Here is a 24,062-nt window from a genome sequence, read left to right on the forward strand (position 1 = left end):
TGACCCGTATCAAGCCGGCCTGACATCGCGCCGCCGTCCAGCGCAAAAAACCGCTTTGCCCACCATATGTGGTGATAGAGTTTTGACACCCTACTACATATGGTGTCAGCAATGCTTCTTCAGCCCCCTCTTCCTCGCGACGTCCCCCCCGTGGCCTTCGACCGCGCCAAGCTCGTGGACGTGGAAAGCGCCATGGAGGAATACCTGGATCGGCGCGACTGGCGGGTCAACGCCAACGCCAATCAGGGCTACAGCCTGGGCGGCCTGATCCTGAACGTGGCCGGCAAGGTCACGGCCAACTACTGGCTTTCGCACGTCTTCACGCCCGAGGCCGGCCAGGCGCATCGCGATGGCGACTTCCACATTCACGACCTGGACATGCTTAGCGGCTATTGCGCCGGCTGGTCGTTGCGCCAGTTGCTGACCGAAGGCTTCAACGGCGTACCCGGCAAGGTGGAATCCACGCCGCCCAAGCATATGTCGGCGGCCATCGGCCAGATCGTCAACTTTCTGGGCACGCTGCAAAACGAATGGGCCGGCGCGCAGGCGTTCAGTTCATTCGACACCTACATGGCGCCCTTCATCCGGCGCGACGCCATGACCTACGCCGACGTCAAGCAGGCCATGCAGGAACTGATCTTCAACTTGAACGTGCCCAGCCGCTGGGGCACACAAACGCCCTTCACCAACCTGACCTTCGACTGGACTTGCCCGGCCGACCTGCAAGAACAAGTGCCCTATGTGGGCGGCGAGGAAATGCCGTTTTCCTACGGCGACCTGCAACACGAAATGGACATGATCAACCGCGCCTACATCGAAGTGATGATGGCCGGCGACGCCAAGGGGCGCGTGTTCACCTTCCCGATTCCCACCTACAACATCACGCCGGATTTCGATTGGGACCATCCCAACACCGACCGCCTGTTCGAAATGACGGCGCGCTACGGCCTGCCGTACTTCCAGAATTTCCTGAATTCCGATCTGGAGCCGCACATGGTGCGGTCGATGTGCTGCCGCCTGCAACTGGACCTGCGCGAATTGCTCAAGCGCGGCAACGGCCTGTTCGGTTCCGCCGAGCAGACCGGTTCCGTCGGCGTGGTGACGGTCAATTGCGCGCGGCTGGGCTACACCTGCCAGGGCGACGAAGGCCGCTTGATGCAGCGCCTGGACACCCTGCTGGACTTGGGCCGTGACGTCCTGGAAACCAAGCGCGCCGTGGTGCAACGCTATATCGACGAAGGCCTGTACCCGTACACGCGCCGCTACCTGGGCACGCTGCGCAACCACTTCAGCACCTTGGGCGTGAACGGCATCAACGAGATGATCCGCAACTTCACGAACGATGCCGACGATGTCACCACACCGGCCGGCCACGCGCTGGCGGTGCGATTGCTGGACCGCGTGCGCGCCCGCATGACCGAATTCCAGGAACAGACAGGGCACCTGTACAACCTGGAGGCCACGCCCGCCGAAGGCACCACGTACCGTTTCGCGCGCGAAGACCGCAAGCGCTTTGCCGGCATCTTGCAGGCAGGCACCGACGCGCAGCCGTACTACACCAATTCCAGCCAGCTGCCGGTGGGCCATACCGACGACCCGTTTCACGCGCTGCAATTGCAGGAAACGCTGCAAGGCAAATACACCGGAGGCACCGTGCTGCACTTGTACATGAACGAGGCCGTCTCGTCGGCGCAGGCGTGCAAGCAGCTGGTGCGCCGCGCGCTGTCGAATTTCCGGCTGCCGTACATCACCGTCACGCCCACGTTTTCCATCTGCCCCAACCACGGCTATCTGGCCGGGCACCACGAGTTTTGTCCCAAGTGCGATGCCGAACTGCTGGCCAAACAGGCCGCATGCTGCGCGGCGACGTGATGCTTGATGCTTGACCTCGATGCTTGATCGCAAGCGTTGATCTTCAACCTTTTACCGATGCAAGGAGTTTCCTGATGCAAACCTTGACCCTGCCCCCCCGCGCCCCCGCGGCCACCGCTGACGATGGCCCCGCCTTGTCGCTGGACGACAGCCGGCGCGTGCGCTGCGAAGTCTGGACCCGCGTAATGGGGTATCACCGCCCCGTTGCTTCCTTCAACACCGGCAAACAAGGCGAATTCAATGAACGCCGCTTCTTCGTCGAGCAACGCGCCTGAGGGCGCACCGGCACAAACGCCGCCCGGCACGCGCAGGCTGGCCGTCCGGCCCGCCTACTGCGCGCCGCCGCGGCCGGTGGCCGAAGCGCTGCCCCGGCACGCGCCCGCCATCGGCGGCCTGGTACCGTTTTCCAGCGTGGACTGGCCGGGGCAACTGGCGGCGGTCGTCTTCATTTCCGGCTGCCCGTGGCGTTGCCATTACTGCCACAACACCGAACTGCAAACCCGCACGGCCCGCTACGACTGGCGCGATGCCCGGTCGTTCCTGGAAAGTCGTGCGGGCTTGTTGGATGCGGTGGTGTTCTCGGGCGGCGAGCCGCTATCCGAACCGCGCCTGCCGTCATTGATCCGCGATGTGCGTCGCATGGGTTATCGGGTCGGGCTGCATACGGCGGGCATTTACCCGCTGCGTCTGGCAGACGTCTTGCGCCATCTGGATTGGGTAGGCCTGGACATCAAGGCCGACGCGCAAGGGTACGACGACATCACCGGTCGGCGGGATTCGCAACGCCCCGCGATGGCGTGCCTGACGCAGTTGCTGTCGGCCGGCAAAGCATTTGAATGCCGGATTACCTGGCATCCGGACTGGCTGGACGAAACGCGGCTGCTGGCACTGGCCGATGCGTTGGCCCGCCGTGGCGTGCGGCGCTTTGCCGTGCAGGCCGCGCGCAGTTCGCCGGGCACGCCGCCGGCGCGGGCGCTGACGACTCGGGCGCAGGCGCGCATGGGGCAGCTGTTTGAGGGCTTTGCGTATCGCTGACGCCACATCGCCGCCATATCACCTTTGCCTCGCCGCCACCGCGCCCCCCATCACCGCCGCGCCAACGCCGCCGCCAACGTCGCGTGAAAGCGCGGTGACCCGATCGCGCCCACATTGCATCGCGACCACGGCGACACCGCCGTGGGGTCCACGCTGAACACGCGGCCCGGCGCCATGATGACCTTCTCCGGCATCAGCTCTGCGGCCAGCGTCAGGGAATCATCCACGCCGGGAAACGCCGCCCACAGGTACATCGACCGCGACGGCCGCGCAAAGACCTGCGCGCCCAGCGAATCCAGCACCTGCAAGGCGTTGCCCGTGGCCGCTTCCAGCCGCTGGCGCAAGCGCGCAAGATGCCGTTCGTAATGCCCCTCGCGCAGCATCACGTCCACCATGCGTTCGCAATATTCCGAACTGCTGACGTGCACCAGGGCTTTCAGGTCGGCCAGGTCGCTGGCCAAGGCCGCGTTGCAGCCGATAAAGCCCACCCGCAACGCCGCCGAAAACGACTTTGAAAAGCTGCCGATGTAGATCGTGCGTTCCAGCTGGTCCAGCGCCGACAGCCGCACGGCCGAGGTGGGCTTGAAGTCCGCCAGCGCGTCGTTCTCGACGATCATCAGGTTATGGCGCTCGGCCAGTTGCAGCACCTTGTACGCCTTGGCCAAAGAAATATCGGAACCGGTTGGGTTGTGCGCCAGCGATTGCGTGAAGAACAGGCGCGGCTTCTCGCGCTGCAACAAGGCTTCCAGCGCGGCCACGTCGGGGCCGTCCGGCAAGCGGGGCACGCCCAGCATGCGCACGCCCGCCAGCTTCAGCTTGCCGAACAACGGGTAATAGCCCGGGTTGTCGACCAATACCGTGCCGCCCGGCGGCACGAAGTAGCGGATCACCAGGTCCATGGCCTCGTTCGCGCCATGCGTCAGCACCAACTGCGACGGCGCCACGTTCACCCCCACGTCGCCCAGCTTGCGCACCAGGCTTTCGCGCAGCGGCGCATAGCCAAAGCGGCTGCCATAGCGGAACAAGGCGCCCAGACCGGTGCGCACCACCTTCTGGTGATAGCGGTCCATGCGCATGTCGGCCAGCCATTCCACGGGCGGAAAGCCGTCGCCCGCCTGCACCGCATCGGGCTGCGTCTTGAGCTGTTCGCGCATCAGCCAGACGATGTCCATGGCGCGGCTTAGCTGGCCCGGTTCTTCATCCGCCGCCTTGCGCGCGTAGTCGCCGTCCAGCACGAAAAAACCGGAGCCGCGGCGCGGTTCCACCAAGCCGCGCGCCACCAGCATTTCAAACGCCACCACCACCGTGTTCTTGGCGTAGCGATGCAGCTGCGATAGCTCGCGCAGCGACGGCAGCTTGTCGCCGGGCCGGTACACGCCATCGGCAATCTGCTGCCCGATCAGCTTGGCCAAGCTCTCGGCGATGGGCGCCGCGCGCGGCCGTCTTCCGGTCATGCCTGAATCTTCCATAGGTGCATTCTTGCGTCCGGCGCCGCCCAAAATTGGTGCAGTGCGATGGTACTGTTTGGCAAAACTGTACCTCTCAATAGCGGTACAGTTTACCTAGAATCAGGCCACCTAACACCAATACGGAGACCTGCCATCGTGGCCGATTCACGCCTACCCAACTTCCGCGCACTGACCCCCGCCGAGCGCCTTGGCGCCATCGCCAAAGCCGCTTCGCTGACGCCCGAAGAACAGCAACTGCTGGCCCGGCCCGGCGCGCTGGCGCTGGACCGCGCCGACGGCATGATCGAAAACGTCATCGGCACGTTTGAACTGCCGATGGGCGTGGCCGGCAACTTCCAGATCAATGGGCGCGACGTGCTGGTGCCCATGGCGGTGGAAGAGCCGTCGGTGGTGGCGGCGGCGTCCTACATGGCCAAGCTGGCGCGCGAGAGCGGCGGCTTTGAAACGTCCAGCACCCGCCCGTTGATGCGGGCCCAGGTGCAGGTGCTGGGCCTGACCGACCCGCATGGCGCGCGGCTGGCGCTGCTGCGCGAACGCGAGCGCATCCTGACCCTGGCCAACAGCCGCGACAAGGTGCTGATCGAACTGGGCGGCGGCTGCCAGGACATAGACGTGCATGTGTTCCCCGATACGCCGCGCGGCCCAATGATCGTGCTGCACCTGATCGTGGACGTGCGCGACGCCATGGGCGCCAACACCGTCAACACCATGGCCGAAGCCGTGGCCCCGCTGGTGGAAACGATCACCGGCGGTTCGGTGCGCTTGCGCATCCTGTCCAACCTGGCTGACCTGCGGCTGGCACGCGCCCGCGTGCGCTTGACGCCCCAGGTGCTGGACACCAAGGAACGCAGCGGCGCCGAGATCATCGAAGGCGTGCTGGACGCCTACACGTTTGCCGCCGTGGACCCGTACCGCGCCGCAACGCACAACAAGGGAATCATGAACGGCATCGACCCCGTCATCGTCGCCACCGGCAATGACTGGCGCGCGGTGGAAGCCGGCGCGCACGCCTATGCCGCGCGTTCGGGCCGCTATACCTCCCTGACGCAATGGGAGAAAGACACGTCCGGCGCCTTGGTTGGCACCATCGAAATGCCCATGCCGGTGGGTTTGGTGGGCGGCGCGACCAAGACGCATCCGCTGGCCCGCCTGGCGTTGAAGATCATGGACGTGCGCTCGGCGGATGAGCTGGGCCAGGTGGCGGTGGCCGTGGGCTTGGCGCAGAATCTGGGCGCGCTGCGCGCCTTGGCCACCGAAGGCATTCAGCGCGGCCACATGGCGCTGCATGCGCGCAACATCGCTTTGGTGGCGGGCGCCGTGGGTGCCGAGATCGACGCCGTGGCCAAGCGCATGGCGCAGGAAAAAGACGTGCGCACCGACCGCGCGCTGGCCTTGCTGGAGGAATTGCGCAAGCAGTAAGCAGCAAGCAGCAAGCAGTAAGCCGCACAGAGCAATAAGAACAGAGGCGTGCGCGGCCCCGACCGCGCCGCCCGCCCCTCAACGGAGAGAGACATGGAACCAAATTCGCCCGCGCCATCCTGGCGCCTGGCAGAGGTATGGAGCGACACCGTCGACCTGCGCCAATTGGCGTGGGCCATCGGCATCGGCATCGCCATCAGCGTCACCGGATTTTTTGCCGCCAGCCGCTGGCTACGCGGCATCGTGGCGTCGCCCGAACTGGCGCACGCCTACGCCATGCTGGCCGGGCTGGCCGGCTGCGTGATCGCGGGCGTGATCTGCGCGCGCCTGTTCCCGCCCAAGCGTGAAGTCATCGAGCACACCTCGACGCACGACCCGGCCTGGCGCGCCGAAGTGCTGGCCGAACTGGCGGACCAGCCGGGCGGGCTGGGCTCGCTGGCCGACCTGCCCGAACCCGTGGTCCGCGAACTGAAAGAGCTGGGTCTGTACGACCTGTTCACCGAACTTCCGCCCGCGTCCGCCACCGACCCCACCACGGCCCCCGCCACGGCCTTGCCGCAAGGCGCTTCCAAGGAGGCGCTGGCATGAGCGACCCGATCCTGCTTGAACAAATCATGGTGGCGGCCGCCATGGGCCTGTTGGGCGCGGTGGTGTTCGCCGCCATCGGCCTGGTGTCCGGCACCGACGAAACCACCACGCTTGCCCCGCTGACCTTGCTGGTGGTGCTGCTCGGCGTGCCGCCCGCCGGCGTGTTCACCTTCTTTCTGGCAGGCGCCGTGGCCAAGCACATGACGCATGCCGTGCCCACCGCGCTGCTGGGCATCCCGGGCGACACGCTGGCGACACCCTTGCTGCAAGACGCGAACATGCTGCGCAAGCTGGGCGTGCCGCACATTGCGCTGCGCAAGATGGTGTCCGGCGCCATCGTGGCCGCCTTCGTGGCCGTGCCGCTGGCCGTGCTGTTCGCCGTGTTGCTGGCGCCGTTCGGCGCGGCCATCACCAAGTCGGCGCCGTGGATCTTTCTGGCCGCCGCCGTGTTGATCGCCTATTTCTCGGCCGGGCGCTGGGCGGCGGTGGCACTGCTGGTGCCCTTCGTGGTGGTGATCATCGCCCTGCAAAGCCTGACGGCCAAGTACGGCGTCAAGCTCAGCATCAGCTACTTCCTGGGCATTGCCATCGGCCCGCTGATTGCCGACCTGTTCACCGTGATTTCACCGATGGGCCGCGCAAAGATGATGCGCGACAAGGTGCGCACGTTTTCGCTGGCGCCCGACGTCAAGGGCTGGTCGGGCTATTTCCCCAACCCGCTCAAGGTCATGGACCGCACGCAGACCCGCTGGACGCTGGCCACCGCCGCCATCTCCAGCGCCACGTTCGTGTTCAGCCCCGTCGCCATGACGGTGGTGCTGGGCGAGCTGGTGGGCTCGCGCATCAAGCACGCGTACCACCGGCTGACCACCGTGCTGTCCGCCCGCAACGGCGTCACCGAAGCCACCTACATCGCCGAAGCGCTGATTCCGCTGATTGCCTTTGGCTTGCCGCTCAGCCCCGTGGCGGCGGGACCGGCCGCGCCGCTGTTCAACGCCCCGCCCCGCTTCACGGTGGACGCGGCTACCGGCCAGACGCACAACCTGCACAACCTGCTGAACCACTGGGAATTCCTGGGCTACGGCATGCTGGCCGTGCTGCTGGCGGCCGTGGTGTCTTACCCGTTTGCCATGAACTTCGCGCGCCGCGCCGCGCTGTTCGTGTCGCGCCGCGTCAGCCACGAAGCCATCATCGCCACGTTCGTGGGCTTGATCATCGTGATCAGCATCTGGGAAGGCCAGTTCCTGGGCCTGCTGGTTATCCTGACGATGGGCCTGTTCGGCGGCCTGCTGTCGCGCCTGTTCGGGTTCAACACCGGCGTGCAGTTCATGGGCTATTACACGGCGGTGCTGTCGGTGCCGGCCATCGTGAAGTTGATGGCGTGATGGTGGGGTGGCGTAATTCTGGGCATGGCGTGTTTGCGGGGATCGAAGGATCGGCTGAGAGACTGAGAGGCTGATTCCCTGATCCCCCGATCCCGCCATCGCGTTGCCGCCAATCCCGTTACGCCGGCAACGGCGCTTCAAGAATCGCCCCGGTTGCGGATTCCGTCATGACGACGGCGCCGCCATCGGGGCGTATCGCCACATTGGTCACCGTGCTGCCGGCAATCGGGCTTTTCAAAAAGTGGCTGACTTCGCCCCCCGCGTTCAGCACGAAGACGCCGCCCAGGCTGGCATGCGCCACCAGCAAACCGCCCGACGGCGTGCTGGCCAGCCCGTCCGGCCCGCTGGTGCCGAAGAAGGTGCGAAACGCCCCCATCTTCGACAGCGAGCCGTCGCGCATCAACGGGCCGCGCCACACCTGGTTGGCACGGGTCACGGCCACGAACAGCACCTGTTCATTCGCGTCCAGCGCAATCCCGTTCGGGCTGGGCGCATTGGCCAGCAGCAGGTCCAGGCGGCCGCTGGCCGGTTCATAGCGATACACGCGGCCATGGGGATCGTGCAGCCCGGTCTGCCCCTGGTCCGTGAAGTACAGCCGACCCGCGCGGTCGAACACCAGATCGTTCACGCCCTTGAAGGATTCGCTGTTGCGCTCACCCAGCACGGTATCGACCTGGCCCGTGACCGGGTCGCATCGCAAAATGCCAAGCCGGTAATCGGCCACCCACAGGCTGCCATCGCGATGGCGCGCCAGGCCGTTGGGCCAGCCGCCCGTTTCGGCCACCACGCACCAGTCGTTGTCGCCGTCCACGCGCAGGATGCGGCCATGCGGAATGTCCGTTACGTACAACGCGCCGTCGGCGTCAAACACCGGGCCCTCAAGAAAGCAATCCACGATATGCCCCGCCTTGTTGGCGTCGGCCCAGGCGCTGCGCCGAGGGAGCCGTAACGCGCCGGGCATGGCGGCGATGACGCGCGCTTCAATCACCTCCGGCGGCGCGAAGTTCATATTCCACATGGTGACTTCTCTCCTGTCCGTGTTACTCGGGCTTGATGCCCACGCGTTTGCCCACGTCAGCCCACAGGCGCACCTGGTCCTGCACATAGGCGCCAAACTGCGCCACGGGCAGGGACCGATGGCGCGCCCCCTGCCGCGCCATGTTTTCCTGCATGGCGGGCTCGCTCATTACCTGTGTCACCAGCTGGTTCATCTTGTTGACGATGGCCGGCGGCGTGCCCTTGGGCGCGGCCAGGCCAAACCAGTTCAACACCTGATACGACGGCAGCCCCGCCTGCGCGAAGGTCGGCACATCCGGCAATGCGGCAAGCCGGGTCGCGCCAGTGACGGCCAGCGCCCGCACCCGCCCGCCCTGCACCGGGGGGATGGCGGTGGGCGCGGCTGTGATCAACAGGTCGATCTGCCCGGCCATCAGGTCGGACAACGCCGCGCCCGCGCCGCGATACGGAATATGGGTCAACGACACCTTCGCTTCGCTCTTGAACATCTCGGCGGCCAGGTGCGTTGAGCTGGCCTGCCCGCCCGACCCGAAATTGAGCGTGCCGGGCGCCTTGCGGGCCTGCGCGATCAACGCGTCCATCGTCTTGTACGGGGACTTCTCGGGAACCAGCAGCACCAAGGGCGTTTCGATGATTTCACTGACGTGGATCAGGTCGTTCTGATAATCCCAAGGCAGCTTGGAAAACAACAGCGGCAGCATCGTGTAAGTGGTGTCGGTGACCAGGAACGTGCTGCCGTCGGGCGCGGACCGCGCCACTTCCTGCGTGGCGATGGTTCCCGACGCCCCGGTCTTGTTGTCCACGATAAAGGTTTTTCCGGTGGCCTCGGATAGCTTTTGCGCCACTTGCCGCGCGGCGTAATCCGTCGTGCCGCCGGGGGAATACGGAACGACCAGGCGCACGGGTTTGTCGGGCCAGTTGGCCGCGTCGTCGGCCGCGTGCGCCGGCACCCAGGCCAGCGCCGCCGTAACGGCAAGCAGCACGCGGCGCAAGGCGGCGCCACGCGTGAAAAGCGTAGTCATGATGTTGTCTCCTGTTGGCTCCTGTGGCCCCGCGTCCGTATTACGCCGCGGTCTGGATGTTGGCTTCGCGGATCAAGCGCGCCCACTTCTGTTGTTCATTCAAGATGTATTGCTGCGCGGACTGGGGTGACCCGCCCATCGGCTTGCTGCCTTCCGCCGTGAACATGGCGATGGTGGCCGGGTCGGCCAGCACCTTTTCCACGACGCCGTTGACCTGGGCAATGATCTCGGGCGGTGTGCCGGCGGGGGCCACCAGCGCCTTCCAGTCCACGGCCTCGAAGCCGTCGAAGCCGGATTCCGCCACAGTGGGCACGTCGGGCAGGATCGACAGGCGTTCGCGCGACGTGACGGCCAAGGGGCGCAGCACCTTGCCTTTCAGCATTTCCTGCGCGGCTTGGGGCGTGGCGAACATGTAGTCGGTGTTCTCGCCCAACAGGTCGTTCAGCGCCGGCGCCGCGCCCCGGTACGGCACGTTCAGCACCTGGAATTTGGCTTGATACGCCAACAGCTCGCCCGCCAGATGGCCCACGGTGCCCGAGCCGGCCAGCGCCTGCTTGATGGCGCCCGGTTGCGCGCGGGCTTCCTTGACCAGGTCGGCCAGCGTGTTCCAGCGCGCGTTGGCCTTCACGACCAGCACCACCGGCAACGACGCCACCATCGCGACGGCCGCGAAATCCTTGGCGGCATCGAAGGGCATCTTGGGCATCAGCGCCGGATTGATCGCCAGGTTGGCGGTTTGCCCCAGGCCCAGCATGAAGCCGTCGGGGCGCGTCTTGGCCACGTAGTCCATGCCGATATTGCCGCCCGCGCCGGGGCGGTTTTCCACCACCACGGACCAACCGGCTGCCCCCGTGATCTTGGCCGCGATAGCGCGCGCCACGGAATCGGTGCCGCCGCCCGGCGTGTACGGAACGATCAGCCGGATGGGCCGGCCGTCGGGATAGGCGGACGCGGCATGCAGCCGCAGCGGCAGCGCGGCCGCGCAAAGCGTTGCGCCCAAAAACGAGCGTCGGGTCAGAGCGATCATGATGGTTGGTCTCCTTCTGTTATGCGCCTTGCCTTCAAGGCCGCGATCTCGTCGTCGCGATAGCCCACCGCCCGCAACAGCGCGTCGGTGTGTTCGCCCACAGCCGGCGGCTGCAAGCGGATGGGGGGTTGCTGCCCGTCCAGCGTCAGGGGGGCCAGCGGCACGAAGCTCTCGCGCCCGTCGGGCAGCGTGATGGGCGCCAGCCCGCCGGTGGCGTTCAGATGCGGGTCGTCAAACAGCTGCTCGGGCCGGGTGATGGGCGCAAAGGGCAAGCCTTCTTCTTCAAAGCGCGCGGCCAGCGCCGCCGCGCTATGGCCCGCCAGGTGCGAACGCAGCAGCGGCATCAGCCATTCCCGCGCGCGTACCCGGTCGTTATTGGTGGCTAGACGCGGGTCCGACAGCCATTGCTCCAGGCCGAAGGCGCGGCAGAAAATGTCCCACTGCTTGTCGCTGACCACGGCCAGGAAGATCTGCTCGCCGTCCTTGACGGTGAACACGTCGTACACCGCCCACGCGGAAATGCGGGTGGGCATCGGCGCGGGCGCGCGGCCCGTCATGGCGTACTGCATCATGTGCTGGCCCACCAGGAACACGTTGTTCTCAAACAGCGAGGCCTGTACTTCGGTGCCCACGCCGGTGTGCTCGCGCTGGGCCAGCGCGGCCATGGCGCCCATTGCGCCGAACATGCCGCCCATGATGTCGTTCACGCTGGAGCCCGCGCGCAGCGGGTCGCCGGCGCGACCGGTCATGTAGGCCAGCCCGCCCATCATCTGCACCACTTCGTCCAGCGCGGTGCGGTTGTCGTAGGGGCCGGGCAAGAAGCCCTTGTGGCTGACGTAGATCAGCCGGGGGTTGCGCGCCTTCAGCGTGGCGTAGTCCAGGCCCAGCTTCTGCATCACGCCAGATTTGAAGTTCTCGCTGACGATGTCGGCGGTGTCGATCAGGCGCAAGGCGGCTTCTACCCCTTCGGGCTGCTTCAGGTCCAGCGCAATGCTTTTCTTGTTGCGGTTGAACATGGGAAAGAAGCCCGCGCCCGAGCCCAGCAGGCGGCGCGTGGTGTCGCCGCCTATCGGCTCGACCTTGATCACTTCCGCGCCCAGGTCCGCCAGCAGCATGCCGCAGGTCGGCCCCATCACCATGTGGGTGAATTCGACGACGCGGATGCCTTCATACGGAAGGCGGGACATTGCACGGCTAGTCATGGGTGATGCACCTTGATTACAAAAATGGATGAACGGATGGCGTTAGCGCGCCTGAACAAAGCCCAGGGGCAAGCCCGCGTCGGGCGTCATGCCGTAAAGCGGTTCGCCGGGCAGGCCGGCGGCCAGCGGCTGGCGCGCCGCGATGATCTTTTCCAGGTCGATGCCGGTGCGCACGCCCATGGCCTCGAACATGAAGACGAGGTCTTCCGTGACGACATTGCCCGACGCGCCGGGCGCGTAGGGGCAGCCGCCCAAGCCACCCAGCGAACTGTCGAACGTGCGCACGCCTTCGTCCCAGGCGGCCAGGCAATTGGCCAGGCCCAGGCCCCGCGTGTTGTGCATGTGCGCGGCGCCGGCCTGGGCGCCAAGTTCCGCGCGCAAGCGGCGGAACAAACGGCGCACCTGCGCCGGGTTGGCATGGCCAACGGTGTCCGACAAGCCCGATTCATCGGCGCCCGCCGCCACGCACATCGCGGCCAGCCGGATGACCTCGTCTTCCGGCACCAGGCCTTGCAGGGTGCAACCGAACGCGGTCGAGATGCCGGCTTCAAGCTTGACGGCGGGCGCAAGTTCGTCGCGCAGCGCGGCAATGGCGCGCACCTGTTCGACCATGTCTTCAGGGGTCTTGCGCACGTTGGCCAGGGAATGCGCGCGGCTGGCCGAAACCGGCATGGTCAGCTTGTGCACGCCGGCCCGCAGCGCGGCCTCGGCGCCGCGCAGGTTGGGCACCAGCGCCATCACCGTCAGCCCCGGAATACGCGCGGCATAGGCCACGACTTCGGCGGCGTCGGCCATTTGCGGCAACAAGCGCGCGGGCACGAAAGAAGCCACTTCGATTTCACGCACGCCGGCTGCGACCAGCGCGTCGATCCACCGGAATTTGTCCTCGGTCGCCATCGTGGCCGACACGGACTGCAAGCCGTCTCGCGGGCCGACTTCGCTGATCAGCACCTGCGCGTCGTTGTGGCTGGGGTCCGTCATGACGATGTCTCCTTATGGTTTTATAAGTTCTATCTTATAGAATGTTGTTCTTTCTTGTGGAATTAAAGACGATGCGAAAAGTGCTGTCAAGCGTGTTGCCTGGTGGAAATTACGGCGGGGGCCCGGGAAGGAGGCACGTTGCCGCACCGCGCTGTGCCTACAATGGCGGCGCCTGTCGTTCTAAAGGATGGAATATGCCGATCGCCCTTCCCTTTGCCTTGGCGCGTTGCCCGGCCATCACCGCGCAGGTTCGCCATGCCACGTAAAGCCGCAACCGAATCCGTTGCCGATGCCGATGCCGCCGCCGGCGGCGTGGCGGCCGTCGACCGCGCGCTGAGCCTGATGGCCGTGTTCACGCCCAGCGATCGCACGCTGTCCCTGGGCGAACTTGCCGAACGGACCCGCCTGTACAAAAGCACCGTGCTGCGTCTGCTGGCCTCGCTGGAGCACGCGCAATGGATCCAGCGGCTGGACGACGGCCGCTATGCGCTGGGCCCCGAGGTGGCCCGTTTGCATGGGATCTATTCCGCGTCGTTTTCCCTTGAACATGTGGTGGTGCCGGTGTTGCGCGACCTGGTTGCGGCCACCGGCGAAAGCGCGGCGTATCACGTGCGCCAAGGCGATGCGCGCCTGTGCCTGTATCGCGTGGATTCGCCTCACCCGGTGCGCGACCACATCCGCGCGGGCGATCTGCTGCCGCTGGAACGCGGCAGCGGCGGGCGCGTGTTGACGGCGTTCGACGATATCCTGGGCAACGCGCCCGGCCCGGAACAAGCGCTATACGCGCGCATCCGCCAGGACGGTTATTTCGCGGCAATGGGCGACCGCCTGAACGAAGTGGCGGGCATTTCGGCGCCAGTGTTCCTGCTGTCGGGCGGCATCGCAGCGGCCGTGACGCTGACCGCGCCCGCGCACCGCTACAACCCTGACCACCTAAGCCACGTGCTGAACGCCGCGCGCCGCCTGACGGGCCGCGTGGGGTGATCCCCACCGCGCCACGGGCGCCATTGCCCGCCGCTTGATCCTGCGCAAGGCGACCCGTCATGCCTTGCTCTAGCCTCTGTCCACTTGACCAGAGGAAAGGCTTTAAACATGACGTGGTTCAAATCACTCAAACTCGCCGGCCGCGAACTGCTGCCCATCGTGCAGGGCGGCATGGGCGTCGGCGTGTCCGCGCATCGGCTGGCGGGAGCCGTCGCCAGCCAGAATGCGGTGGGCACCATCGCCAGCATCGATTTGCGCCATCACCATCCCGACCTGCTTGAGCAGACAGACAAGTGCAATGACCGCGACCTGATCGACCGCGTCAACCTGCTTGCACTGGACCGCGAAGTGCGCGCCGCGCTGGATACGGCGGCAGGCCGGGGCCTGGTGGCGGTGAACGTCATGAAGGCCGTGCGCGGCCATCCGGCGCTGGTGCGGCAGGCCTGCGAAAGCGGCGCGCAGGCCATCGTGATGGGCGCGGGCCTGCCCATGGACCTGCCGGAAATGACGGCCGATTTTCCGAACGTGGCCTTGGTGCCGATTCTGTCGGAGGCGCGCGGCGTGGCCGTCGTGCTGAAAAAATGGATGAAGAAAGGCCGCATGGCCGACGCCGTGGTGATCGAGCATCCCGGCTATGCGGGCGGCCACTTGGGCGCGGCGCGGCTGGACGACCTCCACCACGAACGCTTTGATTTCCAGCGCGTACTGGCTGAATGCCACACGCTGTTCGGTGAACTGCAACTGGGTCAAGACGCGCCCAAGCTGATCGTGGCCGGCGGCGTGGGCAGCCACGACCAGGTGCGGCATTGGCTGGCGCATGGTGCCGACGGCGTGCAGGTAGGCACCGCGTTCGCCGTCACGCAGGAGGGCGATGCGCATGAGAATTTCAAGCGGGTGCTGATTGATGCCGACCCGGCCGAGCTGGCCGAATTCACCAGCGTGGCCGGGCTGCCCGCGCGCGCCGTCGCCACGCCGTGGCTGACACGCTATCTGCGCCAGGAAAAGACGCTGCAAGCCGGCACGCGCTGCGATCCGCGCCGTTGCAGCCAGCGCATGGACTGCCTGACGCAATGCGGCCTGCGCGATGGCCTGTCACGCTTTGGGCAGTTCTGCATTGACCTGAAGCTGGCCGCGGCGCTACGCGGCGAAGTCAGCCGGGGGTTGTTTTTCAGGGGTGCGTCCAAGCTGCCGTTCGGCAGCGCGATGCGTTCGGTGCGCGAGCTGATGGACTACCTGCTGCATGGGCAGATGCCGGCAGCGGCGTAGGCCGCCGATTGAATGGCGAGGCGTCAAGGGGCAGCGGGACGTGCGCCCTATCGCGCCGCCGACAGATCAAACTGGAACACCGCGCCCGGCTCCGGGCGTTCCACCAGCCGGATCTCGCTTTGGTGCAGTTGCAGGATGCGCTGCACGATCACCAGCCCCAAGCCCCCGCCATCGCGCGGCCCCCGGTTCAACGCCGACGCGCGCGTGAACAAGCCCGTGCGCAACTCTTGCGGAATGCCCGTGCCCGTATCGCTGACCTGCACCTGCACCCGGTTCTGCGCCACGCCCAGTTGCAAGTCGATGCGGCTGCCGGGCGGGCTGTGCCGGATGGCGTTGTCCAGCAGGTTCGTCAGCACGCGTTCGATCAGGCCCAGGTCCGCCCGCACCAGCGGCAGCGCCTGCGGAATGTCGGTGCTTAGCTGTTGCTGGCGCGCTTCGGCGGCAAGCTCGAACTTCTGCATGACGTCTTGCACCAGTTCCGGCAGCGAAAACGTTTCAGGCTCAAGCCTTACCAGCCCCGACTCCAGCCGCGCCAGTTCGAATAGCTCTTGCGCCAGACGCCCCACCTTGCGGCTTTGCCCCAGCGCGATGTCCAGATAGCGGCGGCGTTCGCTGATGTTCAGCGTCTCGTCCTTCAGGCGCAGCGTTTCCAGATAGCCATGCAGCGACGTCAGCGGTGTGCGCAGGTCGTGCGAGATATTGGCCACCAGATCGCGCCGTTGCTGGTCCTGCCGCGTCAGTTCGCGCCATTGGTCGGAAATGCGGCGGCCCATCTGCACGAAGCTGCGGCGCAACACCGAGATCTCGTCCTGACTGGTGTCGGTGTCATCGCCCGGCCGTGCCAGCGCGGCCAGCGCCTTGCCATCGTCGCCTTCAAACGCGCGCACCGCCCGCGTCAATTCGCGCAGCGGCCGCGTGATCAGCGCAAACGCCGTCAAGCCCGCCACCAGCCCCAACAACGCCACCAGCGCAATCGACCATAGCGTGGTGCGCAACACGGAACTACGCGATACCGACATGGCCAGCGCGTCGTGCGCCTGCCCTTGCAGCACCACGTATACGTAGCCCTTTTCCTGCCCGCCTACGCGCACGGGCGCGGCGCTGAACACCTTTTGGCCGTCCTGGCTGCGCGGGTCGTCGCCCACAATCGGCAGCATGCCGCCCGCCAGCAAATGCTTGACCGGGGCCAGGTCCACCTGCGCGCGCTTGATCAGGCCCGCCGGCGCGGCATCGCCCACGATGCGCCCGTCGTTGGACAGCAGATAGACCTCCACGGCCGGGTTCACCGCCATCAGCATGTCAAACAGCGAACGCACGGCGTCGGGCTTCCAGCCGTTGGCATCCATCAATTCCGTGGTGCCCGCGATGTGCTGCGCCAAGCCGCTGGACAGGCGCTGCACCACCTCTTGTTCGTAGCGGGAATTGGCGGCGATCTGCAACCACGCCGACGCGCCGCAGCACGCCAGCAGCAGCAACGCAAACACGGCGGACAGGCGTTGGGTCAGGGTGAATCGTTTCATGTCGGGCCTCCGGCAGCGCCCGGTCCCGCGGCGAATTTATAGCCCCTGCCCCACACCGTCAAAATGCGGCGCGGGTCGGACGGGTCGGCTTCGATCTTGGTGCGCAGCCGGTTGATATGCGTGTTGACGGTGTGTTCGTAGCCTTCGTGCTGATACCCCCAGACGTGATTCAGCAGATCCATCCTGGAAAACACCTTGTCGGGGTGGCGCGCAAAAAAATGCAGCAGGTCGAATTCGCGCGGCGTCAGATCCAGGCGGCGGTCATCGACGTCAACCGTGCGCGCGATGGGGTCGATGGACACGCCGTGCACCGCCAGGCTGCCGGCGTCGATGCGCGCATTGCGTTCGATGGCGCTGCTTCGGCGCAGCAAGGCCCGCACGCGCGCCACCAGTTCCAGCATCGAAAACGGCTTGGCCAGATAGTCGTCGGCGCCCAGTTCCAGGCCCAGGATGCGATGCACTTCGGACGACCGGGCGCTGGTGATGATGATGGGGGTGTAGCGCGCCATGGCCCGCGCGCGCTTGCAGATTTCCAGGCCGTCGATGCCGGGCAGCATCAGGTCGAGCACCAGCGCGTCCCAATTGCCCTCTTCCAGGCGGCGCATGCCGTCGTTGCCGTCGGCGGCGTGTTCCACCTCGTAGCCTTCGTCGCGCAGGTGCAGGCGCAGCAATTCGGCGATGTGGGCGTCGTCTTCGACAATCAAAACGCGGCGGGGCGTGTCCATGGGCGGCTCGGGGGTAGGAATATCGCCATTGTCGCCAATCCACGGCGGCCAGTTATCACAATTTTTTTAAGTTTGCGTGAGGACTTCGATATCGGCCAGGGACAAGAATGGCTCCAACGACAGCACCCCGCCCCGGAGACCCGCCATGTTGGCAAGCCCCGCCCCCCACATTTCCCCCGCCGCCCGGCCACCCGGCGTCATCCACCCCGGCTGGCTGCGCGTGATGCACTGGCTGAACGCGCTGGCGGTGGTGCTGATGGTGATGAGCGGATGGCGCATTTATAACGCCGCCCCGTTCTTCGACTTTGCCTTTCCCAACAACATCACCCTGGGCGGCTGGCTGGGCGGCGCGCTGCAATGGCACTTTGCCGGCATGTGGCTGCTGTTTGTCAATGGCCTGCTGTACCTGACGCTGAACCTGGCCACCGGCCGGTTGCGGCGCAAATTCTTCCCCGTCAGCCCGCGTGGCGTGGCCACGGACCTGAGCGCCGCGCTGCACGGCAAGCTGTCGCACAACGACCTGCGCCACTACAACCAGGTGCAGAAGCTGGCCTACCTGTTCGTCATGGTTGACATTGTGGTGCTGGTGCTGTCGGGCCTGGTGCTGTGGAAGTCGGTGCAATTTAGCGTGCTGCGCGACCTGATGGGCGGCTATGAATTCGCCCGCCGCATCCACTTTTTTGCGATGGCGCTGCTGGTGGCGTTCGTGGCCGTGCACCTGGTGATGGTGGCGCTGGTGCCCCGTAGCCTGATCGCCATGATCCGCGGCAAATAAGGAGCCCGACGTGAGCCAAAAAAGACGCTTGTCTCTGCTGGGCCTGGACGGCGCGGCCATTCTGAAAGAAGCCAGGAACCTGCTTGCCCGACGCGTCGAGCAGCCGTCGCGCCGCGCCTTCCTGCGCAACAGCCTGACGCTGGGTGGCGTGGCGATGTTGTCCGGGTGTTCGCTGTCCGATGATGAAAACGTGGAAAAGGCCTTGACGTCGGTCTCGCGCTTTAACGACCGCGTGCAAGGCTGGCTGTTCGACCCGAACAAGCTCGCGCCCACCTATCCGGAATCCATGATTACCCGGCCGTTTCCCTTCAACGCGTATTACGGCATTGACGAAGTGCGCCACGTGGACGAGGAATCGTTCCGCCTGGAAGTGACCGGCATGGTGGCCGACAAGCGCCAATGGCGCCTGGAAGAACTGCGCGCCATGGCCCAGGTCGACCAGGTCACGCGGCACATTTGCGTGGAAGGCTGGAGCGCCATCGGCAAATGGGGCGGCGTGCCCTTCTCCACCTTTCTGAAACGCGTGGGCGCGGACCTGACCGCCAAGTACGTGGGCTTCAAGTGTTCGGACGACTACTACACCAGCATCGACATGCCCACGGCGCTGCACCCGCAGACCATCCTGGCGCTGACCTACGACGGCAAGACGCTGCCCCCCGAGTACGGCTTCCCCGTGAAGCTGCGCATGCCTACCAAGCTTGGCTACAAGAACCCCAAGCACATACAGGCCATTTTTGTCACCAACACCTACCCAGGCGGTTACTGGGAGGACCAGGGCTATAACTGGTTCGGCGGAAGCTAGGTGAAATTCCTGTCTTACCCCCTCCATCAAAGGAACGCATCATGAAGAAAATCACCACCGCCGCTTTCTCCCTGTGCCTGGCATTCGGCGCCGTCGCCGCGCACGCCGCCGACACCATGGGCAAGGACAGCATGAGCAAAGACGGCATGAGCAAAGACGGCATGAGCAAGAGCTCGATGTCCAAGGACGGCATGGCCAAGGATGGCATGGCAAAGGATGGGATGGCCAAGGACGGCATGGCGAAAGACGGCATGGCCAAGGACGGGATGGCCAAGGACGGGATGGCCAAGGACGGCATGGCGAAGGACGGCATGTCCAAAGGCGGCATGTCCAAGTACGGCATGTCGCACGACGGCATGAAGAAGGATTCGATGTCCAAGGACGGAATGAGCAAGTAAGCGCAGCAGGCCGCGCGCGCGGGCCGCCGAATAGGCCCGCGCCCGGCATGCCGCATTTTTGACGGAGCCACGCCATGACTTTGAACCGCAGACACTTCCTGACGCTGGGCGGCGCCGCCGCGCTTGCCGCGGGTCTTGCCCCCTGGCTGACCCCGCGCAACGCCTCGGCCGGCCCAAGCACCGCCGCGTCCTTTCCCTATGCGTTGACCGACGCGCAATGGCGCGCCCGGCTGACGCCCGCGCAATACCAGGTGTTGCGCCGCGAAGGCACCGAACGCCCTTACACCAGCCCGCTGAACGACGAACACCGCACCGGCACGTTTTCGTGCGCCGGCTGCGAGCAGCACCTGTTCTCGTCCAGCACCAAATTCGACAGCCGCACCGGCTGGCCCAGCTTCTGGCAGCCGCTGCCCAACGCCGTGGGCGAAACCCGCGACACCGGCTTTGGCATGGTCCGCACCGCCGTGCACTGCGCCAACTGCGGTGGGCACCTGGGCCACGTCTTCGACGACGGCCCCCGCCCCACCGGCTTGCGCTATTGCATGAACGGCGTCGCCATGACCTTTGCCGCACAGGGTTGAGGCGCGCCGGCTCCCCTTTCCAGGAACCCTCTGACCATGAACTTCCAAGCCAAAAAATTCTGCGCCGCCCTTGCCGCCGCCTGCGGCCTGCTGGCGGCGGGCGCGGGCGCGTCCCGCGCCGCCGAAACCGCGTTCATCATCCCCGCCCCGTCTGTCGACGAAGCGCCCGCCGCCGCCACGCAAGAAAAAGCCGTCATCGCCGGCGGCTGCTTCTGGGGCGTGCAGGCCGTGTTCCAACATGTCAAAGGCGTCAGCAACGCCGTCTCGGGCTACGCCGGCGGCAAGGCCGACACGGCCAACTACGACACCGTCAGCAGCGGCCGCTCGGGCCACGCCGAAGCGGTGGAAGTTACCTATGACCCCAAGCAGGTCAGCTACGGGCAACTCCTGCAAATCTATTTTTCCGTCGCGCACGACCCCACGCAACTGAACCGCCAGGGCCCCGACCGTGGCACGCAATATCGTTCCACGGTGTTCCCGGCGAATGACGGGCAGCGCAAGGTGGCCGAAGCGTATATCGCGCAGCTGAACAAGACCGGCGTGTATTCCAAGCCGCTGGCCACCACCGTGGAACCGTTGCAAGCGTTCTACCCGGCCGAGGGCTATCACCAGGATTACCTGGTGCGCAATCCCAACAGCATGTACATCGTGTTGAACGACGTGCCCAAGGTGGAAAATCTGGCGAAGACCTTCCCCCAGAAGTATCGGGACAAGCCGGTGCTGGTGGGCGCGAACGGGAAGTAAGCCCGGGCCGAAGATTCGGGCGCCCGCGCGCTGCCAATGTCCGATGGTGGCGCGCAGGCCCGCGTGCATTCTGCGTGCGTCACTCGAAGCCGATTCGCCTGGCGGCATTCTTGAACAGGGCTTGCGTGTCGGGCGTCAGGCGGAACGCGTCCAGAAAATTTGAAATGCCGTAAGCGGGGTTCGCCTTGTGTATCGTCGCCACAAACGCCCGCGCCTCGTCCTGCCTGTCGGCCAGTGCCAGGCAATGCGCGGCGATAGCAAGGATGTGCACGTGGGCGTTGGGACGCATGGCCGCCTTGACCGCCCAGTCGGCGGCCTCGGCGACCCGGCCCAACCGCACCAAAGCCAGCGCGCGAACCGCCAGCATGCCGAACATCAAGGGATCGAAGGGGCTCAGATGGCGCGAATGATCGGCAGAGCCAATCGCCGCCTGCGCGTCGCCCGATTGGCAATGGACAAAACCCAAGGTGTAGTGGCCCAACGCAAAGTTCGGGCTCAGGTCCACGGCGCGCTGCAATTCCGACAGTGATGGCTCCTGGCTCCCGCGCAGCCACAGCGCCCGACCCATGGCCCAATGCGCCGCGGGGTCCCGGTCGTCGGCAATCAGGCTCTGGCCCGCGGCTTGGTACGCCAGGTCGACCGCCGAATTCTGGTCGCCCCAACGTTGGAATGCGTCCTGCCAATGCGTGAACGACAGCCCAGCGTACGCCCGCGAATACGTGGGATCCAGCCGCAGCGCCAACTCGAAGAAATGCCTTGCCCGCGCGTTATCCGCCTGGTTGAACCGGTACATGTGCCACAGGCCGCGATGATGGGCCGACCAGGCGTCCAGCGAATTCGGCGGCGTAAGGATGGCGCGCTCGCGCTCGGCGGATTCAATTTCGATGTCGACCGAGGCGACGATCCGGTTGCCGATGTCGTCCAGCGCCACAAAGGCGTCGTCCATCGCGTGATCGAACGTTTCCGCCCAAACGATACGCGCGGTGCGCGCCTCGACCAGCGCCACGTCAACAATGATGCGATTGGCGTGCCGTCGCAGCAAGCCGCTGACCACGAAGTCCACATTCAGCGTTCGGCCGGCCTCTTCCGGCCCCACGCTGCGCTGATCCAGGGCAAACACGGTTCCCTGCGCAATGACGAACAGGCTACGCAGCTTTGCCAATCGCGTGATGATGTCGTAAGCCAGGCCATCGCCCAGGCCGCCCCGCACCCCGCCAGGTGCGGACGCGTCCGCGAACGGCATCACGGCAATCGAGGCACGACCGGTGTGATCCTTGCTGCTTTCTGCCTGCTCGGCAAGCACCGCCCTGCGCAAGCCAGCCGGCGGTTCAGGCGGGTCGGATGGCGTCCGCCCCAATTGCCGCCTCAATTGGCCCCACGCATCGCGCAACGGTCGCCAGTCCAGCCCTTCGTCTTCAAACGCGCGAATCGCGGCGGCCACGTGCTCTTCGCCTTCGCGAAGCTGGTTTCGCGCGCTGAGCGATTGCAGCATCAGCATGTGCGCGTGGCGATCGAACGGCGCCAGGCGCAACCATTTGTCCAGGCAGTCGTAGCGCTCTTCAGAGCCGTCCGGCAGCAGCGCCGCCAAATGTTCCAACACCGCGGCCTGGCATGACCGGAACCGCCGCCGCTGCGCCACCAGCCAGCTATCGAACATCGGGCAGGACCGGATGTGCAGCCCCTCCAGGAATTCCCCGACGAACAGCGCTGCCATCGCGCGCAACGGTTCCACGCCCACGTTGCCGATGCCCTGCCGCATCGCCCCTTCAATGTCGACCACATCCACGTGGCAGTCGCGCAGGTTCAGCATCACGCTGTCTTGCGCGGCCTGCACGCGGCGTTGGTCCGCGTCGTCCAGCAACGCGCGCGCCTTGCTGAGGCACCCACGAAGCTCGCCGCGCGGATCGTTCGGCAGGTCCCAGAGCAGTTCGCAAAGATATGCCCGGGACACCGGGTGCGTGGCCAGCGCCAGGTATGCCACCAGCGCGCGCAGCTTGCGCGATGGCGGCAGCGGCAGGGCCACGCCCGCGCGGCGGATCGCCATCGGCCCCAGCAGTTGTATATGAATGGCGCCGCTCTGGGGAATACCCTCCCCCCCGGTCGCCTCGAATTCCACGCTGGCTACCACGTTGGCCTCCACGCGCCCGCTCTACGGTTGAGTCCCGATCGCGCGCTACCCGAACAGCCTTTCGCCCGCGCCTCGGCACCGCGTCGGCGATATCCGCCCGCGCCTTCACCTTGTGTCAATGGAGTCAAGCTATGTCCCCAACCGATATTGCCGCCGTTCCTCTTGCGCCGGCAGCCGCGCCGCCCGATCTGGCGGCCGTGAAAACCCGCCAGCAAGCCACCTGGTCCTCCGGCGACTATGCCGTGGTCGGCACCACGCTTCAGATCGTCGGCGAACAACTGTGCGAGGCCATGGATGTGCGCGCCGGGCAAAAAGTGCTGGATGTGGCGGCCGGTAACGGCAATGCGTCGCTGGCAGCGGCGCGGCGTTGGTGCGAGGTCGTCGCCACCGACTATGTGCCCGCGCTGTTGAGCCGAGCTCGCGAACGCGCCGCCGCCGAACGGCTGAAGATCGAGTTTCAGGAAGCCGACGCCGAAGCCCTGCCTTTCGCGCCCGGCAGCTTCGACGCCGTCATGTCCACCTTCGGCGTGATGTTCACGGCCGACCAGGACAGGGCCGCCGCCGAATTGGTCCGTGTCTGCCGTGCAGGCGGCAAGATCGGCATGGCCAACTGGACGCCGGAGGGCTTCGTGGGACAGATTTTCAAGACGATCGGCAAGCACGTCCCCCCGCCGGCCGGCGTCAAATCGCCCGCGCTGTGGGGCACCCGCGCGCGTATCGACGAGATGTTCGGCGCACATGCCAAGGCGATCCAGGCGGAACCGCGACACTTCGTTTTCCGATATCGCTCGCCGGCGCACTGGCTGCAAGTCTTCAAAAGCTATTACGGACCGGTCCTCAAGGCGTTCTCCATGCTGGAGCCCGCCGCGCAAGCCGCCCTGGAAAGCGACCTGATAGCGCAAATAGACCGGTTCAATCGCTCTGGCGACGCCGGGGTGGTGGTGCCCAGTGAATACCTGGAAATCGTGATCACCCGTCAGTGACGGGGACACTGCCCGAAGCCCCGTGGCGCAGGGACTAGCCGGGCGGACAGCAAGCAGATGGTCCATGGCGCGACGCCTTCCTTCCCATCCGCGTGGCGGGCAGACGGGGCGATGCGAAGCATGTGGCATGCAAAGCTGG

22 protein-coding genes and 1 pseudogene are annotated in these 24,062 nt (G+C 66.0%); 14 read left to right on the top strand and 9 right to left on the bottom strand.

Going from position 1 to position 24,062, the window contains the following annotated elements:
* Positions 1 to 162 precede the first annotated feature (162 nt).
* From V6F88_RS05825 to V6F88_RS05835, 3 genes and pseudogenes are all read left to right on the top strand, one after another.
* Positions 163 to 1,872, top strand: a pseudogene (locus V6F88_RS05825) (ribonucleoside triphosphate reductase); the annotation flags it as partial.
* Positions 1,873 to 1,946: 74 nt separating this feature from the next.
* Positions 1,947 to 2,147, top strand: coding sequence for an anaerobic ribonucleoside-triphosphate reductase (nrdD, locus tag V6F88_RS05830; RefSeq protein ID WP_332608395.1), 201 nt, complete (start codon positions 1,947 to 1,949; stop codon positions 2,145 to 2,147).
* Positions 2,113 to 2,907 (top strand): anaerobic ribonucleoside-triphosphate reductase activating protein, encoded by a 795-nt coding sequence (locus V6F88_RS05835; protein ID WP_332608396.1) that lies wholly within the window; start codon positions 2,113 to 2,115, stop codon positions 2,905 to 2,907. The genes nrdD and V6F88_RS05835 overlap by 35 nt, the downstream gene beginning before the upstream one ends.
* A 50-nt stretch (positions 2,908 to 2,957) precedes the next feature.
* Here the strand turns inward: V6F88_RS05835 and V6F88_RS05840 are convergent, their stop codons facing one another.
* Positions 2,958 to 4,361, bottom strand: coding sequence for an aminotransferase-like domain-containing protein (locus V6F88_RS05840; protein WP_442880176.1), 1,404 nt, complete (start codon positions 4,359 to 4,361; stop codon positions 2,958 to 2,960).
* 147 nt (positions 4,362 to 4,508) lie between these two features.
* Between V6F88_RS05840 and V6F88_RS05845 the strand changes: the two genes are divergently transcribed.
* The 3 genes from V6F88_RS05845 (at position 4,509) to V6F88_RS05855 (ending at position 7,768) form a co-directional block, all read left to right on the top strand.
* Positions 4,509 to 5,795 carry a hydroxymethylglutaryl-CoA reductase, degradative gene (locus V6F88_RS05845; RefSeq protein WP_332608946.1) on the top strand — a complete coding sequence of 429 codons (1,287 nt, stop codon included), beginning with the start codon at positions 4,509 to 4,511 and terminating at the stop codon, positions 5,793 to 5,795.
* Positions 5,796 to 5,888: 93 nt separating this feature from the next.
* Positions 5,889 to 6,383, top strand: a complete 495-nt coding sequence (locus V6F88_RS05850) for a hypothetical protein (protein ID WP_332608398.1) — start codon at positions 5,889 to 5,891, stop codon at positions 6,381 to 6,383.
* The gene (locus tag V6F88_RS05855) at positions 6,380 to 7,768 is read left to right on the top strand and encodes a tripartite tricarboxylate transporter permease (RefSeq protein WP_332608399.1); all 1,389 of its coding nucleotides are present in this window, start codon (positions 6,380 to 6,382) and stop codon (positions 7,766 to 7,768) included. The genes V6F88_RS05850 and V6F88_RS05855 overlap by 4 nt, the downstream gene beginning before the upstream one ends.
* A 118-nt stretch (positions 7,769 to 7,886) precedes the next feature.
* Here V6F88_RS05855 and V6F88_RS05860 read toward each other — a convergent pair whose 3' ends face one another.
* The 5 genes from V6F88_RS05860 to V6F88_RS05880 are packed head-to-tail and all read right to left on the bottom strand — an operon-like array spanning position 7,887 to position 13,017.
* The gene (locus tag V6F88_RS05860; RefSeq protein WP_332608400.1) at positions 7,887 to 8,786 is read right to left on the bottom strand and encodes an SMP-30/gluconolactonase/LRE family protein; all 900 of its coding nucleotides are present in this window, start codon (positions 8,784 to 8,786) and stop codon (positions 7,887 to 7,889) included.
* 22 nt (positions 8,787 to 8,808) lie between these two features.
* Positions 8,809 to 9,807, bottom strand: coding sequence for a Bug family tripartite tricarboxylate transporter substrate binding protein (locus V6F88_RS05865; protein ID WP_332608401.1), 999 nt, complete (start codon positions 9,805 to 9,807; stop codon positions 8,809 to 8,811).
* A gap of 40 nt (positions 9,808 to 9,847) precedes the next feature.
* Positions 9,848 to 10,834: a Bug family tripartite tricarboxylate transporter substrate binding protein gene (locus V6F88_RS05870; RefSeq protein WP_332608402.1), complete on the bottom strand. Its 987-nt coding sequence runs from the start codon at positions 10,832 to 10,834 to the stop codon at positions 9,848 to 9,850.
* Positions 10,831 to 12,036, bottom strand: coding sequence for a CaiB/BaiF CoA transferase family protein (locus V6F88_RS05875; RefSeq protein ID WP_332608403.1), 1,206 nt, complete (start codon positions 12,034 to 12,036; stop codon positions 10,831 to 10,833). Before V6F88_RS05875 ends, V6F88_RS05870 begins: the two co-directional genes overlap by 4 nt.
* Before the next feature lie 42 nt (positions 12,037 to 12,078).
* The gene (locus tag V6F88_RS05880; RefSeq protein ID WP_332608404.1) at positions 12,079 to 13,017 is read right to left on the bottom strand and encodes a hydroxymethylglutaryl-CoA lyase; all 939 of its coding nucleotides are present in this window, start codon (positions 13,015 to 13,017) and stop codon (positions 12,079 to 12,081) included.
* Positions 13,018 to 13,272: 255 nt separating this feature from the next.
* Between V6F88_RS05880 and V6F88_RS05885 the strand changes: the two genes are divergently transcribed.
* Complete coding sequence (locus V6F88_RS05885) at positions 13,273 to 14,001, top strand: IclR family transcriptional regulator (RefSeq protein WP_332608405.1); 729 nt, start codon at positions 13,273 to 13,275, stop codon at positions 13,999 to 14,001.
* 108 nt (positions 14,002 to 14,109) lie between these two features.
* Complete coding sequence (locus V6F88_RS05890; RefSeq protein ID WP_332608406.1) at positions 14,110 to 15,267, top strand: NAD(P)H-dependent flavin oxidoreductase; 1,158 nt, start codon at positions 14,110 to 14,112, stop codon at positions 15,265 to 15,267.
* Positions 15,268 to 15,314: 47 nt separating this feature from the next.
* On the opposite strand, the gene V6F88_RS05895 is transcribed toward V6F88_RS05890, so the two are convergent.
* Positions 15,315 to 16,787, bottom strand: coding sequence for a sensor histidine kinase (locus V6F88_RS05895; protein ID WP_332608407.1), 1,473 nt, complete (start codon positions 16,785 to 16,787; stop codon positions 15,315 to 15,317).
* Positions 16,784 to 17,512: a response regulator transcription factor gene (locus tag V6F88_RS05900; protein ID WP_332608408.1), complete on the bottom strand. Its 729-nt coding sequence runs from the start codon at positions 17,510 to 17,512 to the stop codon at positions 16,784 to 16,786. The genes V6F88_RS05895 and V6F88_RS05900 overlap by 4 nt, the downstream gene beginning before the upstream one ends.
* Positions 17,513 to 17,657: 145 nt before the next feature.
* On the opposite strand from V6F88_RS05900, the gene V6F88_RS05905 reads away from it, so the two are divergent.
* The 5 genes from V6F88_RS05905 (at position 17,658) to msrA (ending at position 20,812) form a co-directional block, all read left to right on the top strand.
* On the top strand, positions 17,658 to 18,287 hold the full coding sequence (locus V6F88_RS05905; RefSeq protein WP_332608409.1) for a cytochrome b/b6 domain-containing protein: 630 nt from the start codon (positions 17,658 to 17,660) through the stop codon (positions 18,285 to 18,287).
* 10 nt (positions 18,288 to 18,297) lie between these two features.
* Entirely contained in the window at positions 18,298 to 19,089 is a 792-nt protein-coding gene (locus V6F88_RS05910; protein ID WP_332608410.1) for a molybdopterin-dependent oxidoreductase, read from the top strand.
* A 41-nt stretch (positions 19,090 to 19,130) separates the two neighbouring features.
* Positions 19,131 to 19,487, top strand: coding sequence for a pentapeptide MXKDX repeat protein (locus V6F88_RS05915; protein WP_332608411.1), 357 nt, complete (start codon positions 19,131 to 19,133; stop codon positions 19,485 to 19,487).
* Positions 19,488 to 19,561: 74 nt separating this feature from the next.
* Positions 19,562 to 20,068 carry a peptide-methionine (R)-S-oxide reductase MsrB gene (gene msrB, locus V6F88_RS05920; RefSeq protein WP_332608412.1) on the top strand — a complete coding sequence of 169 codons (507 nt, stop codon included), beginning with the start codon at positions 19,562 to 19,564 and terminating at the stop codon, positions 20,066 to 20,068.
* 36 nt (positions 20,069 to 20,104) lie between these two features.
* Positions 20,105 to 20,812 (top strand): peptide-methionine (S)-S-oxide reductase MsrA, encoded by a 708-nt coding sequence (gene msrA / locus V6F88_RS05925; protein WP_332608413.1) that lies wholly within the window; start codon positions 20,105 to 20,107, stop codon positions 20,810 to 20,812.
* A gap of 79 nt (positions 20,813 to 20,891) precedes the next feature.
* On the opposite strand, the gene V6F88_RS05930 is transcribed toward msrA, so the two are convergent.
* Positions 20,892 to 22,952: a transcriptional regulator gene (locus V6F88_RS05930; RefSeq protein ID WP_332608414.1), complete on the bottom strand. Its 2,061-nt coding sequence runs from the start codon at positions 22,950 to 22,952 to the stop codon at positions 20,892 to 20,894.
* Between the two features lie 119 nt (positions 22,953 to 23,071).
* Here V6F88_RS05930 and V6F88_RS05935 point away from each other — a divergent pair, with 119 nt between their 5' ends.
* Positions 23,072 to 23,923, top strand: coding sequence for a class I SAM-dependent methyltransferase (locus tag V6F88_RS05935; protein WP_332608415.1), 852 nt, complete (start codon positions 23,072 to 23,074; stop codon positions 23,921 to 23,923).
* Positions 23,924 to 24,062: the final 139 nt, after the last annotated feature.

Source organism: Achromobacter sp. ESBL13 (assembly GCF_036668755.1).
Taxonomy (GTDB): Bacteria; Pseudomonadota; Gammaproteobacteria; order Burkholderiales; family Burkholderiaceae_B; genus Achromobacter.

Coding starts and splice junctions, on each gene's coding strand:
- nrdD (WP_332608395.1), top strand. CDS start 1,947: ATGCAAACCTTGACCCTGCCCCCCCGCGCCCCCGCGGCCACCGCTGAC.
- V6F88_RS05835 (WP_332608396.1), top strand. CDS start 2,113: ATGAACGCCGCTTCTTCGTCGAGCAACGCGCCTGAGGGCGCACCGGCA.
- V6F88_RS05840 (WP_442880176.1), bottom strand. CDS start 4,361: ATGACCGGAAGACGGCCGCGCGCGGCGCCCATCGCCGAGAGCTTGGCC.
- V6F88_RS05850 (WP_332608398.1), top strand. CDS start 5,889: ATGGAACCAAATTCGCCCGCGCCATCCTGGCGCCTGGCAGAGGTATGG.
- V6F88_RS05855 (WP_332608399.1), top strand. CDS start 6,380: ATGAGCGACCCGATCCTGCTTGAACAAATCATGGTGGCGGCCGCCATG.
- V6F88_RS05860 (WP_332608400.1), bottom strand. CDS start 8,786: ATGTGGAATATGAACTTCGCGCCGCCGGAGGTGATTGAAGCGCGCGTC.
- V6F88_RS05865 (WP_332608401.1), bottom strand. CDS start 9,807: ATGACTACGCTTTTCACGCGTGGCGCCGCCTTGCGCCGCGTGCTGCTT.
- V6F88_RS05870 (WP_332608402.1), bottom strand. CDS start 10,834: ATGATCGCTCTGACCCGACGCTCGTTTTTGGGCGCAACGCTTTGCGCG.
- V6F88_RS05875 (WP_332608403.1), bottom strand. CDS start 12,036: ATGACTAGCCGTGCAATGTCCCGCCTTCCGTATGAAGGCATCCGCGTC.
- V6F88_RS05880 (WP_332608404.1), bottom strand. CDS start 13,017: ATGACGGACCCCAGCCACAACGACGCGCAGGTGCTGATCAGCGAAGTC.
- V6F88_RS05885 (WP_332608405.1), top strand. CDS start 13,273: ATGCCACGTAAAGCCGCAACCGAATCCGTTGCCGATGCCGATGCCGCC.
- V6F88_RS05890 (WP_332608406.1), top strand. CDS start 14,110: ATGACGTGGTTCAAATCACTCAAACTCGCCGGCCGCGAACTGCTGCCC.
- V6F88_RS05895 (WP_332608407.1), bottom strand. CDS start 16,787: ATGAAACGATTCACCCTGACCCAACGCCTGTCCGCCGTGTTTGCGTTG.
- V6F88_RS05900 (WP_332608408.1), bottom strand. CDS start 17,512: ATGGACACGCCCCGCCGCGTTTTGATTGTCGAAGACGACGCCCACATC.
- V6F88_RS05905 (WP_332608409.1), top strand. CDS start 17,658: ATGTTGGCAAGCCCCGCCCCCCACATTTCCCCCGCCGCCCGGCCACCC.
- V6F88_RS05915 (WP_332608411.1), top strand. CDS start 19,131: ATGAAGAAAATCACCACCGCCGCTTTCTCCCTGTGCCTGGCATTCGGC.
- msrB (WP_332608412.1), top strand. CDS start 19,562: ATGACTTTGAACCGCAGACACTTCCTGACGCTGGGCGGCGCCGCCGCG.
- msrA (WP_332608413.1), top strand. CDS start 20,105: ATGAACTTCCAAGCCAAAAAATTCTGCGCCGCCCTTGCCGCCGCCTGC.
- V6F88_RS05935 (WP_332608415.1), top strand. CDS start 23,072: ATGTCCCCAACCGATATTGCCGCCGTTCCTCTTGCGCCGGCAGCCGCG.